The 14,271-nt window shown below is 59.6% G+C and carries 25 protein-coding genes; 24 read left to right on the top strand and 1 reads right to left on the bottom strand.

The features are described 5' to 3' along the window. Nucleotides 1–20 precede the first annotated feature (20 nt). The 23 genes from tuf to JCM7686_RS16145 all read left to right on the top strand — a co-directional run bounded on the left by tuf (nt 21) and on the right by JCM7686_RS16145 (nt 12,379). Nucleotides 21–1,196, top strand: coding sequence for an elongation factor Tu (tuf, locus tag JCM7686_RS16255; protein WP_020951885.1), 1,176 nt, complete (start codon nt 21–23; stop codon nt 1,194–1,196). 232 nt (nt 1,197–1,428) lie between these two features. Beyond that, a complete protein-coding gene (locus tag JCM7686_RS16250; protein ID WP_148292637.1) occupies nt 1,429–2,088 on the top strand; it encodes a hypothetical protein in 660 nt (219 codons plus the stop codon). 186 nt (nt 2,089–2,274) lie between these two features. Continuing rightward, nucleotides 2,275–2,583, top strand: a complete 309-nt coding sequence (gene rpsJ / locus JCM7686_RS16245) for a 30S ribosomal protein S10 (RefSeq protein WP_010400227.1) — start codon at nt 2,275–2,277, stop codon at nt 2,581–2,583. A gap of 13 nt (nt 2,584–2,596) precedes the next feature. Next, nucleotides 2,597–3,328 (top strand): 50S ribosomal protein L3, encoded by a 732-nt coding sequence (gene rplC / locus JCM7686_RS16240; protein WP_148292680.1) that lies wholly within the window; start codon nt 2,597–2,599, stop codon nt 3,326–3,328. Then, nucleotides 3,328–3,948 carry a 50S ribosomal protein L4 gene (gene rplD, locus JCM7686_RS16235; RefSeq protein ID WP_020951882.1) on the top strand — a complete coding sequence of 207 codons (621 nt, stop codon included), beginning with the start codon at nt 3,328–3,330 and terminating at the stop codon, nt 3,946–3,948. Before rplC ends, rplD begins: the two co-directional genes overlap by 1 nt. Beyond that, nucleotides 3,945–4,259: a 50S ribosomal protein L23 gene (locus tag JCM7686_RS16230; protein WP_020951881.1), complete on the top strand. Its 315-nt coding sequence runs from the start codon at nt 3,945–3,947 to the stop codon at nt 4,257–4,259. The genes rplD and JCM7686_RS16230 overlap by 4 nt, the downstream gene beginning before the upstream one ends. A 92-nt stretch (nt 4,260–4,351) precedes the next feature. After that, nucleotides 4,352–5,191 (top strand): 50S ribosomal protein L2, encoded by an 840-nt coding sequence (gene rplB / locus JCM7686_RS16225; RefSeq protein ID WP_020951880.1) that lies wholly within the window; start codon nt 4,352–4,354, stop codon nt 5,189–5,191. Nucleotides 5,192–5,194: 3 nt separating this feature from the next. Continuing rightward, on the top strand, nt 5,195–5,473 hold the full coding sequence (rpsS, locus tag JCM7686_RS16220; RefSeq protein ID WP_020951879.1) for a 30S ribosomal protein S19: 279 nt from the start codon (nt 5,195–5,197) through the stop codon (nt 5,471–5,473). 5 nt (nt 5,474–5,478) lie between these two features. After that, complete coding sequence (gene rplV, locus JCM7686_RS16215; RefSeq protein WP_020951878.1) at nt 5,479–5,874, top strand: 50S ribosomal protein L22; 396 nt, start codon at nt 5,479–5,481, stop codon at nt 5,872–5,874. Continuing rightward, nucleotides 5,874–6,590 carry a 30S ribosomal protein S3 gene (gene rpsC / locus JCM7686_RS16210; protein ID WP_020951877.1) on the top strand — a complete coding sequence of 239 codons (717 nt, stop codon included), beginning with the start codon at nt 5,874–5,876 and terminating at the stop codon, nt 6,588–6,590. The genes rplV and rpsC overlap by 1 nt, the downstream gene beginning before the upstream one ends. A gap of 13 nt (nt 6,591–6,603) precedes the next feature. Further along, nucleotides 6,604–7,017 (top strand): 50S ribosomal protein L16, encoded by a 414-nt coding sequence (rplP, locus tag JCM7686_RS16205; protein WP_020951876.1) that lies wholly within the window; start codon nt 6,604–6,606, stop codon nt 7,015–7,017. Nucleotides 7,018–7,218: 201 nt separating this feature from the next. After that, nucleotides 7,219–7,425: a 50S ribosomal protein L29 gene (rpmC, locus tag JCM7686_RS16200; RefSeq protein WP_020951875.1), complete on the top strand. Its 207-nt coding sequence runs from the start codon at nt 7,219–7,221 to the stop codon at nt 7,423–7,425. A 12-nt stretch (nt 7,426–7,437) separates the two neighbouring features. Next, on the top strand, nt 7,438–7,683 hold the full coding sequence (rpsQ, locus tag JCM7686_RS16195) for a 30S ribosomal protein S17 (protein ID WP_020951874.1): 246 nt from the start codon (nt 7,438–7,440) through the stop codon (nt 7,681–7,683). A 72-nt stretch (nt 7,684–7,755) separates the two neighbouring features. Further along, nucleotides 7,756–8,124, top strand: a complete 369-nt coding sequence (gene rplN / locus JCM7686_RS16190; protein ID WP_020951873.1) for a 50S ribosomal protein L14 — start codon at nt 7,756–7,758, stop codon at nt 8,122–8,124. After that, nucleotides 8,124–8,429 carry a 50S ribosomal protein L24 gene (gene rplX, locus JCM7686_RS16185; protein WP_020951872.1) on the top strand — a complete coding sequence of 102 codons (306 nt, stop codon included), beginning with the start codon at nt 8,124–8,126 and terminating at the stop codon, nt 8,427–8,429. The genes rplN and rplX overlap by 1 nt, the downstream gene beginning before the upstream one ends. Further along, nucleotides 8,429–8,989, top strand: a complete 561-nt coding sequence (gene rplE / locus JCM7686_RS16180) for a 50S ribosomal protein L5 (RefSeq protein WP_020951871.1) — start codon at nt 8,429–8,431, stop codon at nt 8,987–8,989. Before rplX ends, rplE begins: the two co-directional genes overlap by 1 nt. Before the next feature lie 17 nt (nt 8,990–9,006). Continuing rightward, a complete protein-coding gene (gene rpsN / locus JCM7686_RS16175) occupies nt 9,007–9,312 on the top strand; it encodes a 30S ribosomal protein S14 (protein ID WP_020951870.1) in 306 nt (101 codons plus the stop codon). Nucleotides 9,313–9,322: 10 nt separating this feature from the next. Further along, the gene (gene rpsH, locus JCM7686_RS16170; RefSeq protein WP_020951869.1) at nt 9,323–9,721 is read left to right on the top strand and encodes a 30S ribosomal protein S8; all 399 of its coding nucleotides are present in this window, start codon (nt 9,323–9,325) and stop codon (nt 9,719–9,721) included. 13 nt (nt 9,722–9,734) lie between these two features. Then, complete coding sequence (gene rplF / locus JCM7686_RS16165) at nt 9,735–10,268, top strand: 50S ribosomal protein L6 (protein WP_020951868.1); 534 nt, start codon at nt 9,735–9,737, stop codon at nt 10,266–10,268. An 11-nt stretch (nt 10,269–10,279) separates the two neighbouring features. Next, nucleotides 10,280–10,639, top strand: coding sequence for a 50S ribosomal protein L18 (gene rplR / locus JCM7686_RS16160; protein WP_020951867.1), 360 nt, complete (start codon nt 10,280–10,282; stop codon nt 10,637–10,639). Nucleotides 10,640–10,755: 116 nt separating this feature from the next. Continuing rightward, nucleotides 10,756–11,325, top strand: coding sequence for a 30S ribosomal protein S5 (gene rpsE / locus JCM7686_RS16155; protein WP_020951866.1), 570 nt, complete (start codon nt 10,756–10,758; stop codon nt 11,323–11,325). An 11-nt stretch (nt 11,326–11,336) separates the two neighbouring features. Continuing rightward, a complete protein-coding gene (rpmD, locus tag JCM7686_RS16150; RefSeq protein ID WP_020951865.1) occupies nt 11,337–11,525 on the top strand; it encodes a 50S ribosomal protein L30 in 189 nt (62 codons plus the stop codon). A gap of 143 nt (nt 11,526–11,668) precedes the next feature. After that, nucleotides 11,669–12,379 carry a hypothetical protein gene (locus JCM7686_RS16145; RefSeq protein ID WP_020951864.1) on the top strand — a complete coding sequence of 237 codons (711 nt, stop codon included), beginning with the start codon at nt 11,669–11,671 and terminating at the stop codon, nt 12,377–12,379. Between the two features lie 14 nt (nt 12,380–12,393). Here JCM7686_RS16145 and JCM7686_RS16140 read toward each other — a convergent pair whose 3' ends face one another. Continuing rightward, entirely contained in the window at nt 12,394–13,563 is a 1,170-nt protein-coding gene (locus JCM7686_RS16140) for a glycosyltransferase 61 family protein (RefSeq protein WP_020951863.1), read from the bottom strand. Between the two features lie 219 nt (nt 13,564–13,782). Here JCM7686_RS16140 and rplO point away from each other — a divergent pair, with 219 nt between their 5' ends. Further along, complete coding sequence (gene rplO / locus JCM7686_RS16135) at nt 13,783–14,271, top strand: 50S ribosomal protein L15 (protein ID WP_020951862.1); 489 nt, start codon at nt 13,783–13,785, stop codon at nt 14,269–14,271.

Raw genomic sequence — 14,271 nt, 5'->3', positions numbered from 1 at the left:
GAAGTTAAGGAGCCCTGCTTATGGCAAAGGCAAAGTTTGAACGTACGAAACCGCACGTCAACATCGGCACGATCGGCCACGTTGACCACGGCAAAACCACGCTGACCGCTGCGATCACGAAGTATTTCGGTGAATTCAAAGCCTACGACCAGATCGATGGCGCTCCGGAAGAGCGTGCGCGCGGGATCACGATTTCGACGGCGCACGTCGAATACGAGACCCCGAACCGTCACTACGCCCACGTCGACTGCCCCGGCCACGCTGACTATGTGAAGAACATGATCACGGGCGCGGCACAGATGGACGGCGCGATCCTGGTTGTGAACGCAGCTGACGGCCCGATGCCGCAGACGCGCGAGCACATCCTGCTCGGCCGTCAGGTCGGCATTCCGTACATGGTCGTCTACCTGAACAAGGTTGACCAGGTTGATGACGAGGAACTGCTCGAGCTGGTCGAGATGGAAGTTCGTGAGCTTCTGTCGTCCTACGACTACCCCGGCGACGATATCCCGATCATCAAGGGTTCGGCTCTGGCCGCTCTGGAAGGTCGCGATGCCGAGATCGGTGAGAACTCGATCCGCGCGCTGCTCGACGCCGTTGACGCCTATATCCCGACCCCGGAGCGCGCGATCGATCTGCCGTTCCTGATGCCGATCGAAGACGTGTTCTCGATCTCGGGCCGTGGTACGGTTGTGACCGGTCGTATCGAGCGTGGCGCTGTGAACGTTGGCGACGAACTCGAAATCGTCGGCATCCGCGACACCAAGAAAACGACCTGCACGGGCGTGGAAATGTTCCGCAAACTGCTGGACCGTGGGGAAGCTGGCGACAACGTCGGCGTTCTGCTGCGCGGTGTTGACCGTGACGGCGTCGAGCGTGGTCAGGTTCTGTGCAAACCGAAATCGGTTAACCCGCACACCGAGTTCGAAGCCGAAGCCTATATCCTCACCAAAGAGGAAGGTGGCCGTCACACGCCGTTCTTCGCGAACTACCGTCCGCAGTTCTACTTCCGCACCACCGACGTCACCGGCACCGTGAAGCTGCCGGAAGGCACCGAGATGGTGATGCCGGGCGACAACCTGAAGTTCACGGTCGAGCTGATCGCTCCGATCGCGATGGAAGAGAAACTGCGCTTCGCGATCCGCGAAGGTGGCCGCACCGTTGGTGCAGGCGTCGTCTCGAAGATCCTGAAGTGATTGGTTCCGGATGCGCTTTTGCGCATCCGACCGCCGCTTACATCGGATGATCCGGGCAACCGGATATCGCGATGAGAAAGGCCGCCCCAAAAGGGCGGCCTTTTGAGTTTGATAAGTCAGTTGCAAAATCTAAAGATTCCAGGCACTTCAATCACGGAGCCCGGTTCTTCCACATTTCTGGGAAACAGGGCCTTCAGTGGAGATGTTTGAGCGATTGCTTTTGGAGAGCGCTGTGCTTGATATTTTTTGGACGAATCTGTCTGAGGCGCAGGGTGCGCTTTTAAATGGTATATTAACTATTCTTGCAGCGGGCGGTGGGGTTCTCTTGGGCGCGAAGCTGTTTGGGGGAAAAGTCGCAAACATACAGAGTGCCATTGACGCCTCCAAGCGCGCGGTCGACGGGCACGTTGACAATATGGATCATGCACTGAAATTGATGAAAGAAAAGACAGAGGCACTGTCCGAGGTTCTGGCTGGTCTCTCTTCACAGGTTGGTCGGATTGAAAGTAATCAGATCGAAAGTGAAAGGCCGGACGAGGATATCGCGGGAGCCGGTCCTGAGGCTTCTGAGAGCGAAAGCTATACCAAGGACGATATATCAGAGCTCTGGAGCGGTGCTCGAGATCACCTTGAGGAAATTGCCAGTTCCCCAGAGATTGATGGCCGGACTCGTGCAAAGTATACCCGGATCGATCGGCGTTCCTATGAGAGGCTGATTGACGCACTGTCTCACGACGGATTTATTACAAATGGAGTTGCAGATGCTGCGCGGCAGGCCTCCGCAATGAGCAGAAGTTTCCGGCGGCGTGAGGCTCCTCCAACCAGATCCGAGATCGAAGAAATGAAGGTGCTAGTTGGCCGGGTTCTCGAGCAAGCCAGACCTGACGCTTGACGCTTCGATGTAATTCCTGCATAAGCCCACATCGCTACCGTTCCCCTGCTTTTCTGAAAGAATCGGTTGCCATATGTCGGGTCGCCATGTAATCGGGCGGCCTGCTCTTATTTTTACGGTTCGACGCTGGCGGTGCGTGGTGTGCTGTCAGCCTCTCAACTGGAACTCCCCGCAAGAGGGATGACAATGCAAAGCCAGAATATCCGCATCCGGCTGAAAGCGTTCGACTACCGCGTTCTGGATGCCAGCACGCAGGAAATCGTGAACACTGCCAAGCGCACCGGCGCTCAGGTTCGTGGCCCGATTCCGCTGCCGAACAAAATCGAGAAATTCACCGTTCTGCGCGGTCCGCACATTGACAAGAAGTCGCGTGACCAGTGGGAAATCCGTACGCACAAGCGTCTTCTCGACATCGTTGACCCGACCCCCCAGACCGTGGACGCGCTGATGAAGCTCGACCTCGCTGCTGGCGTGGACGTCGAGATCAAGGTCTAAGGAGGCTCATATGCTGCGGACTGGTGTAATCGCCAAGAAGCTGGGCATGACCCGGCTTTTCCTCGAAGACGGCAAGCAGGTTCCTGTGACCGTTCTTCAACTCGACAACCTTCAGGTCGTCGCTCAGCGCACCGTTGAAAAAGACGGCTATGTCGCGCTTCAACTCGGTGCAGGCGAGGCGAAAGCCAAGCGCACGACCGCTGCTCTGCGTGGCCATTTCGCGAAAGCGAATGTCGCGCCGAAGCGCAAGATCGCGGAATTCCGCGTGTCGGAAGAAAACCTTGTGAACGTGGGCGAAGAAATCATCGCCGACCACTATTTCGCAGGTCAGTTCGTCGACATCGCCGGCACCTCGATCGGTAAAGGCTTCGCCGGTGGTATGAAACGCCACAACTTCGGCGGTCTTCGTGCCTCGCACGGCGTCTCGATCTCGCACCGCTCGATCGGCTCGACCGGTCAGTGCCAGGATCCGGGCAAAGTGTTCAAAGGCAAGAAAATGCCTGGCCACATGGGTGCCGTTCGCGTCACCACCCAGAACCTGCAGGTCGTTCGGACCGATGCAGACCGCGGCCTGATCCTTGTCAAAGGTTCGGTTCCGGGCTCGAAAGGTGGCTGGGTCACGATCAAGGATGCCGTGAAAAAGCCGCAGGCTGAAAGCACGGTCTTCCCGGCTGCGACGCGCGCCAAGGCTTCTGCCGAGGCTCAGGTTTCCGCCGAAGCTGCTGCGCCGGAAGGAGATAACTGATGAAACTTGATGTGATCAAGCTCGATGCCGGCAAAGCTGGTGATATCGAACTGAGCGATGACATCTTCGGTCTGGAGCCGCGTGCGGACCTTCTGCACCGCGTCGTGCGCTGGCAGCGCGCGAAGGCTCAGCAGGGGACCCACTCGGTTCTCGGCAAGTCCGATGTCAGCTATTCGACCAAGAAGATCTATCGCCAAAAAGGCACCGGCGGCGCTCGCCACGGTTCGCGCAAGGCGCCGATCTTCCGCTCGGGTGGTGTCTACAAGGGCCCGACCCCGCGTTCGCATGCCTTCGATCTTCCGAAGAAAGTGCGCGCACTCGGCCTCAAGCATGCTCTCTCGGCGAAAGTCGCAGCGGGCGAGCTCGTCATCGTTGACAGCCTGAACATCACCGACGCCAAAACTGCGGCCGTTGCAAAAGCGGTCAAAGAAAACGGCTGGAAGCGCGTGCTCATCATCGATGGCGCCGACGTGAACGAGAACTTCGCTCGCGCCGCGCGTAACCTCGAGGGTGTGGACGTTCTGCCGTCGATCGGTGCCAACGTCTATGACATCCTGCGTCGTGACACGCTCGTGATCACCCGCGCCGGTGTCGAAGCTCTGGAGGCTCGCCTGAAATGAGCAAAGAAACCAAAGCGACTGCCAAGCCGGAACATTACGATGTTCTCGTGAAGCCCCTGATCACCGAAAAGGCAACGCTCGTTGGGGAATCCAACGGCGTCGTCTTCCAGGTCGCCAAATCGGCCAACAAGCCGCAGATCAAGGAAGCTGTCGAAACGCTGTTCGGCGTCAAGGTGAAGGCGGTCAACACCACCATCACCAAAGGCAAAGTCAAGCGCTTCAAAGGCCGTCCGGGCGTTCGCTCGGATGTCAAGAAAGCCTATGTCACGCTCGAGGCGGGTAACACCATCGACGTCTCGACGGGCCTCTGATATAGACCCACGAATCGACGGCCCCGGCAGCGGGGCCGTTCATCTTTTGACGAAACGGACCACCCAGGTCCAAAGCAACGGAAGACAGAAAGATGGCATTGAAGTCGTATAAACCGACTACGCCTGGCCAGCGCGGGCTGGTTCTGATCGACCGTTCGGAGCTTTGGAAAGGTCGCCCGGTCAAGAGCCTCACTGAGGGTCTGACCAAGAACGGCGGCCGGAACAACACCGGACGGATCACGATGCGCCGCAAAGGCGGCGGGGCGAAGCGTCTCTATCGCATCGTCGATTTTAAACGCACGAAGTTCGATATTGCTGCGACGGTTGAACGGATCGAATACGACCCCAACCGCACCGCGTTCATCGCGCTTGTGAAATACGAAGACGGCGAGCAGGCCTATATCCTTGCTCCGCAGCGTCTTGCTGTCGGCGATAAAGTCATCGCTGGCGCCAAAGTTGACGTGAAGCCGGGCAACGCCATGCCGTTCTCGGGCATGCCGATCGGCACGATCGTCCACAACGTCGAACTGAAGCCGGGTAAAGGCGGTCAGATCGCACGTTCGGCTGGCACCTACGCCCAGTTCGTCGGCCGCGACGGTGGCTATGCACAGATCCGCCTGTCCTCGGGCGAGCTGCGTCTGGTCCGTCAGGAATGCATGGCGACGATCGGCGCAGTTTCGAACGCTGATCACTCGAACCAAAACCTCGGTAAAGCCGGTCGTAACCGTCACTTCGGTATCCGCCCGAGCGTCCGCGGTGTCGCGATGAACCCGATCGACCACCCGCATGGTGGTGGTGAAGGCCGCACCTCGGGTGGCCGTCACCCGGTTACCCCCTGGGGTAAAGGCACCAAGGGTAACAAGACCCGCCGGAACAAGACGACTGACAAGTACATCTTGCGGTCGCGCCACGCGAAGAAGAAGGGGCGTTAACCTATGGCACGTTCTGTTTGGAAAGGCCCCTTTGTTGACGCCTATCTGCTGAAAAAAGCAGAGAAAGCTCGCGACTCGGGCAAGTCGGATGTGATCAAGATCTGGTCGCGTCGCTCGACGATCCTGCCGCAATTCGTTGGTCTGACCTTCGGGGTCTACAACGGCCACAAGCACATTCCGGTCACGATCAGCGAAGAGATGATCGGCCAGAAGTTCGGTGAATATTCGCCGACGCGGACCTACTACGGTCACGCAGCTGACAAGAAAGCGAAGAGGAAGTAATCGCCATGGGTAAGGAACAGAATCCGCGCCGCGTGGCGGACAATGAGGCCTTTGCGAAGATCAAAATGCTTCGCACCTCGCCTCAGAAGCTGAACCTCGTTGCTGCGCTGATCCGCGGCAAGAAGGTCGAGAAGGCTCTGGCCGATCTCACCTTCTCGAAAAAACGGGTCGCGATCGATGTGAAGAAATGCCTTCAGTCGGCCATCGCCAACGCCGAAAACAACCATAACCTGGACGTCGACGGTCTCGTCGTCGCCGAGGCATGGGTCGGCAAGAACCTGGTCATGAAGCGCGGTCGCCCGCGTGCTCGTGGCCGGTATGGCAAGATCATGAAGCCGTTCTCGGAAATCACCATCAAGGTCCGTCAGGTCGAAGCCATCGAAGCCGGGGAGCGTGCATAATGGGTCAGAAGGTAAACCCGATTGGGATGCGTCTTCAGGTCAACCGCACCTGGGACAGCCGCTGGTATGCGGATGACAAAGACTACGGCAACCTGCTGCTCGAGGATCTCAAGATCCGCGACTTCATCCACAATGAAGCCAAGCAAGCCGGTATCGCCAAAGTCATCATCGAGCGCCCGCACAAGAAAGCGCGTGTCACGATCCATGCCGCCCGTCCTGGCGTCATCATCGGCAAAAAAGGCGTCGATATCGAGACGCTGCGCAAGAAACTGGCGAACTTCACGCAGTCCGAACTGCACCTGAACATCGTCGAGGTCCGCAAGCCGGAAGTCGATGCTCAGCTGGTCGCCGAATCGATCGCTCAGCAGCTCGAGCGTCGTGTCTCGTTCCGTCGCGCCATGAAGCGTGCGGTGCAGAACGCGATGCGCATGGGCGCCCTGGGCATCCGTGTGAACGTCGGTGGCCGTCTTGGCGGTGCCGAGATCGCCCGGACCGAATGGTATCGTGAAGGTCGTGTGCCGCTGCACACGCTCCGCGCCGACATCGACTATGCTTTGTCGGAAGCCACGACGCCCTACGGGATCATCGGCGTGAAGGTCTGGATCTTCAAAGGCGAGATCATGGAACATGATCCGCAGGCTCATGACCGCCGTGCGGCCGAGTCGCAGGAAGGTCCCGCCCCGCGCGGCCCGCGCCGCGACCGCGACGCGCGTTAAGGAGTAGACGCAAATGCTGCAACCGAAACGGACGAAGTTCCGCAAACAGCACAAGGGCCGGATCCACGGCGAAGCCAAAGGCGGCTTCAACCTGAACTTCGGCTCCTTTGCACTGAAAGCCACCGAGCCGGAGCGCGTCACTGCGCGCCAGATCGAGGCTGCCCGTCGTGCGATCACCCGCCACATGAAGCGCCAAGGCCGCGTTTGGATTCGGATTTTCCCGGATCTCCCGGTCACCGGTAAACCCACCGAGGTTCGGATGGGTAAAGGTAAAGGCTCGGTCGATTACTGGGCCGCCCGCGTCCACCCCGGCCGGATCATGTTCGAGATCGACGGTGTGAGCGATGAGATCGCCCGCGAAGCTCTGCGCCTCGGCGCTCAGAAACTTCCGGTCCTGACTCGCATCGTTCAGCGCGAAGACTGGTAAGTCGGGTGCGCTAAGGCGCATCTTCCAAGACACGGGCCCCGCCGGTTCTGCCGGCGGGGCCTGCTATTTGCAGCTTTTCCAATGAAGGCTTGCAAAACCGGGGCCGGGCCTGTACAGGCAAGGCTTCATCATGAAGCTCCACCGGAATCAGGGTGGCCCTGCACGCAGGGGCCCTCCGGTGATGTTGAAAGGAAAAGGCGCATGAAAGCGCAAGAACTGACGTCCAAGACGCCCGAACAACTGCGCGAGCAGCTGATCGCGCTGAAAAAGGAAGCCTTCAACCTGCGTTTCCAGCAGGCCACCGGCCAGCTCGAGTCGACCGCCCGCATGCGCGCCGTCCGTCGTGACGTTGCTCGTGTGAAAACCATTCTGAACCAGAAAGCGGCGGAAGCCGCGGCGTCGAACTAAGGAGCCCGGACTATGCCCAAGCGCATCCTGCAAGGCAAAGTGGTCAGCGATAAAAACGAACAGACCGTCACGGTTCTGGTCGAGCGCCGCTTCAAGCACCCCGTGCTGCACAAAATCGTCCGGAGCTCGAAGAAATATCGCGCTCATGACGCTGAAAACCAGTTCAAGACCGGTGACACCGTTCGCATCATCGAATGTGCACCGATTTCGAAGACGAAACGCTGGACCGTTCTCGTTGACGAAGCTCAGGCTTCGTGAGCGTGGCTGTCGCAGAATAATCGAAACCCTGGGGCGGAAAGTCGTCCGTCCCCATAGGTCGGGAGTAACCCTATGATCCAGATGCAGACCAATCTGGATGTTGCTGACAACTCCGGCGCTCGCCGGGTTCAGTGCATCAAGGTTCTGGGCGGCTCGCATCGCCGCTACGCATCCGTGGGCGACATCATCGTGGTGTCGGTCAAGGAGGCGATTCCGAAGGGTCGTGTGAAGAAAGGTGACGTCCGCAAGGCTGTCGTCGTTCGCACCGCCAAAGAAGTGAAGCGTGAAGACGGGACGTCGATCCGTTTTGACCGCAACGCCGCTGTCATCCTGAACAACCAGGGCGAGCCGGTCGGTACCCGTATCTTCGGGCCGGTGGTTCGTGAGCTGCGCGCGAAGAACTTCATGAAGATCATCTCGCTCGCGCCGGAGGTGCTGTAATGGCTGCCAAGCTGAAAAAGGGCGACAAGGTCGTCGTGCTGGCCGGCAAGGACAAAGGCAAGCAAGGTGAAATCACCGCCGTGTTCCCGAAAGAGAACAAAGCGGTCGTCGATGGCGTCAACATCGCCATCCGTCACCAGCGTCAAACCCAGACGACCCAGGGCGGCCGCATCTCGAAAGCGATGCCGATCGACCTGTCGAATCTGGCTCTGATGGACAAAAACGGCAAAGCGACCCGCGTTGGCTTCCGTGTGGAAGGCGACCAGAAGATCCGTTTCGCCAAGACCACTGGGGAGGCGATCTGATGCTGGACCAAGCCACCTACACGCCGCGTCTGAAGCAGCAGTTCAAGGATTCGATCCGCGCTGCGCTGAAAGAAGAATTCGGCTACAAAAACGACATGCAGATCCCCAAGCTGGACAAAATCGTCCTGAACATGGGTATCGGTGAAGCGGTCAAAGACACCAAAAAAGTGAAACAGGGCGCTGAAGAGCTATCGCTGATCGCTGGTCAGAAAGCTGTCATCACGCATGCGAAAAAGTCGATCGCAGGCTTCCGCGTCCGCGAGGAAATGCCGCTCGGTGCGAAGGTTACCCTTCGTGGCGACCGCATGTATGAATTCCTCGATCGTCTGATCAACATCGCACTGCCCCGCGTCCGCGACTTCCGCGGCGTGAAAGGCACGTCCTTTGACGGTCGTGGCAACTATGCCATGGGCCTGAAAGAACAGATCGTGTTCCCGGAAATCAACTTCGACAAGGTCGACGAAGTTCTGGGCATGGACATCATCATCTGCACCACCGCGAAGACCGACGCGGAAGCGAAAGCGCTGTTGAAGCATTTCAACATGCCCTTCAACAGCTGATCGCGGAGGTAAAAGATATGGCTAAAAAATCCATGATCGAGCGCGAGAAAAAGCGCGAGCGTTTGGTGAAGAAGCACGCTGAAAAGCGCGCGAATCTGAACGAGATCATTCACGACCAGTCCCTGCCGATGGAAGAGCGCTTCAAGGCCAGCCTGAAACTGGCTGAACTGCCGCGCAACTCTTCGGCAACGCGTCTGCACAACCGGTGCCAACTGACCGGTCGTCCGCATGCGTATTACCGTAAACTGAAACTGTCGCGGATCATGCTGCGCGAGCTCGGCTCGTTCGGTCAGATCCCCGGCATGGTCAAATCGAGCTGGTAAGGGGCAACTTATGTCGATGAACGATCCTCTCGGCGATATGCTGACCCGCATCCGCAACGCGCAGATGCGGGGCAAATCGACCGTCCGCACGCCCGCGTCCAAGCTTCGCGCTTGGGTGCTCGATGTGCTCAAGTCTGAAGGCTACATCCGTGGTTATGATTCCGTGACGACCGAGTCCGGGCATCCTGAACTGGAAATCGGCCTGAAGTATTATGAAGGCCAGGCCGTGATCCGTGAGCTTGCTCGCGTGTCGAAGCCCGGTCGTCGCGTCTACGCTTCGGTCAAAGAAATTCCGCAGGTCCGCAACGGCCTTGGCATTTCGATCGTGTCCACGCCGAAAGGCGTCATGACGGATGCAGCGGCTCGCAACGCCAATGTTGGCGGCGAAGTTCTCTGCACCGTGTTCTAAGGAGGGAAGACTTATGTCTCGGATTGGTAAAAAACCGGTCGCCCTCCCGAAAGGCGTGACCGCAGAAATCAAAGGCCAGACGATCGAAGTGAAGGGCCCGAAAGGGACCCGCAGCTTCACGGCTGGTGACGATGTGACCCTGTCGATTGACGAAGGTGCTGTGAAAGTGACCCCCCGTGGTCTCTCGAAGCGCGCCCGTCAGCAGTGGGGCATGACCCGCTCGATGGTCGAGAATTTGACCGTCGGCGTCAGCGAAGGCTTCAAGAAAGAGCTTGAAATTCAGGGCGTTGGTTACCGCGCCTCGATGCAGGGCAAGACCCTGAAGCTCGCTCTGGGCTATTCGCATGATGTGAACTTCGAAACCCCCGAGGGTGTGACGATCACGGCTCCTAAACAGACCGAAATCGTCATCGAAGGCATCGACCAGCAAATCGTTGGTCAGGTGGCTGCGAACATCCGCGAGTGGCGCAAGCCCGAGCCCTATAAAGGCAAAGGCATCCGCTACAAGGGTGAGGTCGTCTTCCGTAAGGAAGGCAAGAAGAAGTAAGGGGCGCAAAAATGGCACTGAACAAAAGAGAGCTGTTCCTCAAGCGCCGCCTGCGCGTTCGGAACAAATTGCGTGCGATCAACGACGGTCGTCCGCGTCTGTCCGTTCATCGTTCGTCGAAGAACATCAGCGTTCAGCTGATCGACGATGCGAAGGGCGTAACGCTTGCTTCGGCCTCGTCGCTCGAGAAAGATCTCGGCGTCGTCGGCAAGAACAACGTCGAAGCTGCCGCCAAAATCGGCGCAGCGATTGCAGAACGTGCGAAAAAAGCCGGTGTGGAAGAAGTGATCTTCGACCGTGGCGGCTTCCTTTTCCACGGCAAGGTCAAGGCCTTGGCTGATGCTGCCCGTGAAGGCGGTCTGAAGTTCTGATCCTGCGGGTGGCATCCGTGTCACCCCGATGATCCGGGGGCTGTCCGAGCTATCGGGCGCCCACCTGGATTGGAGTTAACGGCGCGTCACTCGCGCCAGCGTAGAAGGAATGCCTTATGGCAGAACGTGAAAACCGTCGGGGTCGCCGCGAAGAGCGCGAAGAGACTCCGGAATTCGCCGATCGTTTGGTCGCGATCAACCGCGTCTCGAAAACCGTCAAAGGTGGTAAGCGCTTCGGCTTCGCCGCTCTCGTGGTTGTCGGCGACCAGCGTGGCCGCGTCGGCTTCGGCAAGGGTAAAGCGAAAGAAGTGCCCGAGGCGATCCGCAAGGCAACCGAGCAAGCGAAACGCAACCTGATGCGCGTTCCGCTGCGCGATGGCCGCACGCTGCACCACGATGTCGAGGGCCGTCATGGCGCTGGTAAAGTCGTGATGCGCACCGCCCCGGCCGGTACCGGTATCATCGCCGGTGGTCCGATGCGCGCTGTGTTCGAGATGCTGGGTGTTCAGGACGTCGTTGCGAAATCGCTCGGCTCGCAGAACCCCTACAACATGATCCGCGCCACCCTGGACGGTCTGAAGTCGGAATCGTCGCCGCGCAACGTCGCTCAGCGTCGTGGCAAGAAAGTCGCCGACATCCTCCCGTCCCACGACAAGCCGGCTGCTGAAGCCGCTGTCGAAGCGTAAGGAGAGGCACTATGGCTAAAACCATCGTCGTCAAACAGATCGGCTCGCCGATCCGTCGCCCGGCCATCCAGCGCGAAACGCTGAAAGGCCTTGGCCTGAACAAGATGAACCGCACCCGCGAGCTGGAAGATACCCCGGCCGTCCGCGGTATGGTCGCCAAGATCCCGCATCTGGCCGTCATCATCGAAGAAAAGAACTGAGACCTTTCGGTTCGTCAGTTTGGAAACGCCCCGCCGAAAGCGGGGCGTTTTCGTTTGGGGCGGGTCTCGGGCGCGCGTTAATCTTTCGCTAACCAGATCTGACTAGGCTTGCGCCATGCCGTCCCTGACGCCTGGAGGAGGCGATGCGCAAGCTCTGGCTGCTGATCGTGCTGCTGACGGCGCCTACAGGGGCGTCGGCCGGTCCTTGGGCGCGCGCCGAGGCCGAGAGCTTTGTCGCGCTCTCGGGCGAGCGAACCCGGGACGGCGACGGTTCTGTCAATCTCTATGCGGAATATGGGTTAAGCCGCGCGCGCACGCTTGGGTTTCAGCTTGGCCGCTCGAAGCAAGAGCTGAGCGCGACGGTCTGGCTGCAGAAGGCCTTTACGCGCGGGGTGGATCATTGGGCGGTCTATACCGGGCTTGGCGCGTTTCGCCGCGAGGGGCATGTCGCGCCGCTTGCGACGCTTGGTGCGAGCTGGGGGCGCGGGCTCGGTGATCTGCCGCTACTGCGCCACCTGCCGGGCGGCGGTTGGTTTACCGCCGAAGCCGAGCTGAAGTTCGCGGGTCAGGCGCCGCAAGATGATCTCGCGAGCGGGGCAGGCGCCTTTGCCTATCTCACGCCCGAAACGACCAGCAAAGCGCAGCTTACGCTTGGCTGGAAGGTCGCGTCGCGCATCGATTGGATCAATCAGCTTCGGTTTGAGGACCGTCGGGATCAGGGGCGCGCGGTCAATTGGGCGAGCGCGCTGGTCTATGACCTGCCGGGACCGGCCAAAGCCGAGCTTGGCGTGGTCCTGCCGGTGAGCGGTCGGGGCGAAGGTGCAGTGAAGCTTGGAAGCTGGTTCGAGTTCTGAGCGCCGGCTGGGCGTCAGAGCACGAAGAGAGAGCGGAGCGGATCTGGCCGCGGGCTCGCCGCCGCTTCGTCGGGTTGAGGAGCCGCAATCACGGGTTCGGAAACGCTTGGCTGAGGTTGGGGCGTGCGCTCCATCTCGGTGCGGGCGCGCTCGATCAGCGCCAAAAGACGCGGGATATCGACCTGATAGCCCTCGCCATCCGGGGCCGCGACCATGGTGGCGATGCGATGGCCGAAAATCGGTGCGAGATCGGCGATGACATTGTTGAAGCGGTCCGCGGGGTTGATCGTGGCAATCAGCGCGCCCGGAGCCGCGCCAAAAAGCCCGTGAATCCATTGGCTGCCCTCGATCGTCACGACGACGCGGGCCCCCGCACAGAGGTCGAGGATCCGCTCAAGCGGGTCAGAGACCGAGCAGATCGCATAGCCGCGCTGCTCTAAAGCCGCGACAAGGGCGCTTTCATTGAGCAGCAACCGGCTTTTGCCCGAGGTCCCGCGGCAGATGAAGACGCCGGGATGGGGCGTGGCCGGACGGCCTGCCCGAAACCGGGTTTGCAGCGCGCGCATCCGGTTTTGGCGGTGCGAGTTCAGGCCAATATCCGAGGCAAAGCTCAGCTCGTCGAAATAGATCACCGGCGCTTTGGCAAAGCTGAGCCCCGCCAAGGTGCCATAAGAGGCCGCATGCTGCCAATCGGCAGGGGGCTTTGGCAGATAGAGCGCTTCGTCGGGGCGGCACAGCGCGGCGACAGAGAGCGCGTCGGGAACCCAATGACCGAAATACCGCGATGAGATCGGCGAAAGTGCATAAAATCCTTTGGACATTCGCGGGATATTGCGGCCAAAAAGCAACCCCCGCTCGGGCCAGCCCGACCGCAGCCAACTCGCCCCCAAGGTGAAAATGCCCTGCGGTGTCGCCAGAGCGTGGCGCAGCGTCCGCCTTTCGGTCATCTGATGATGACGCGTGCCACCGGTCAGACGAAGCTTTTCCTGCTCGATCGTGGTTTCCTCTTGCACCGCAATGATTTGCGACCAGATATCGGGTTCGGTGAACACGCTGGGGTAAAGGCTGGTTTCGGCCGGGCAGATCACTTCGCTGAGCTGAGGAGCAGGGCGGCGGCGCAGCGGCCATTGCCTCACGAGCCGTGCGGTCACCGGATAGAATCGGGAAAAACTGGCACGGCGCATGATTGCTGACCTGAAATGAGCTTTCTAAAATGCGATCATCTTTAGCGGGAGTTGGCAAGCTAGCTATCAAGCAGGTGCTGCCATTCCCCGCTTTCCCTTGACCATAGACGATTGTGCGGGTAAAGGCATCGCTTGTTCATTGCGAACAATCAAACCAGTTTTAAGCAAGCCGTGTCCGTCCTCTTCGCTTCAGGGACGATTCCGGCAAGGAGAAGCGATATGAAACTTCATGAAATTCGCGACAACGACGGCGCCAACCGCAAGAAAAAGCGCGTTGCTCGTGGTCCGGGCTCGGGCAAGGGTAAAACCGCTGGCCGTGGTATCAAAGGTCAGACCTCGCGTTCGGGCGTTGCGCTGAACGGTTACGAAGGCGGCCAAATGCCGCTCTACCGTCGTCTGCCCAAGCGCGGCTTCTCGAAGCCGAATCGCCTGTCGTTCGCCGTTGTGAACCTGGGCCAGCTGCAAGCCTTCATCGATGCCGGTAAACTCGACGTCAAAGCTGACGTGACCGAGGACGCGCTGGTTGCTTCGGGCGTCATCCGCCGCAAGCTCGACGGCGTTCGCCTGCTGGCGAAAGGTGAGCTGAAAGCCTCGCTGAATCTGACCGTTGCCGGCGCCTCGCAGGCTGCTGTCGAAGCGGTCGAGAAAGCTGGCGGCAAGGTCACCGTGACCCGCCCGGTGAAAGCGGAAGAAGCTGCCGCCGAATAA

This window comes from Paracoccus aminophilus JCM 7686 (assembly GCF_000444995.1).
Taxonomy (GTDB): domain Bacteria; phylum Pseudomonadota; class Alphaproteobacteria; order Rhodobacterales; family Rhodobacteraceae; genus Paracoccus; species Paracoccus aminophilus.
Note: the sequence above shows the minus strand (reverse complement) of the source record. Positions and strands in the feature narration are given on the sequence as shown.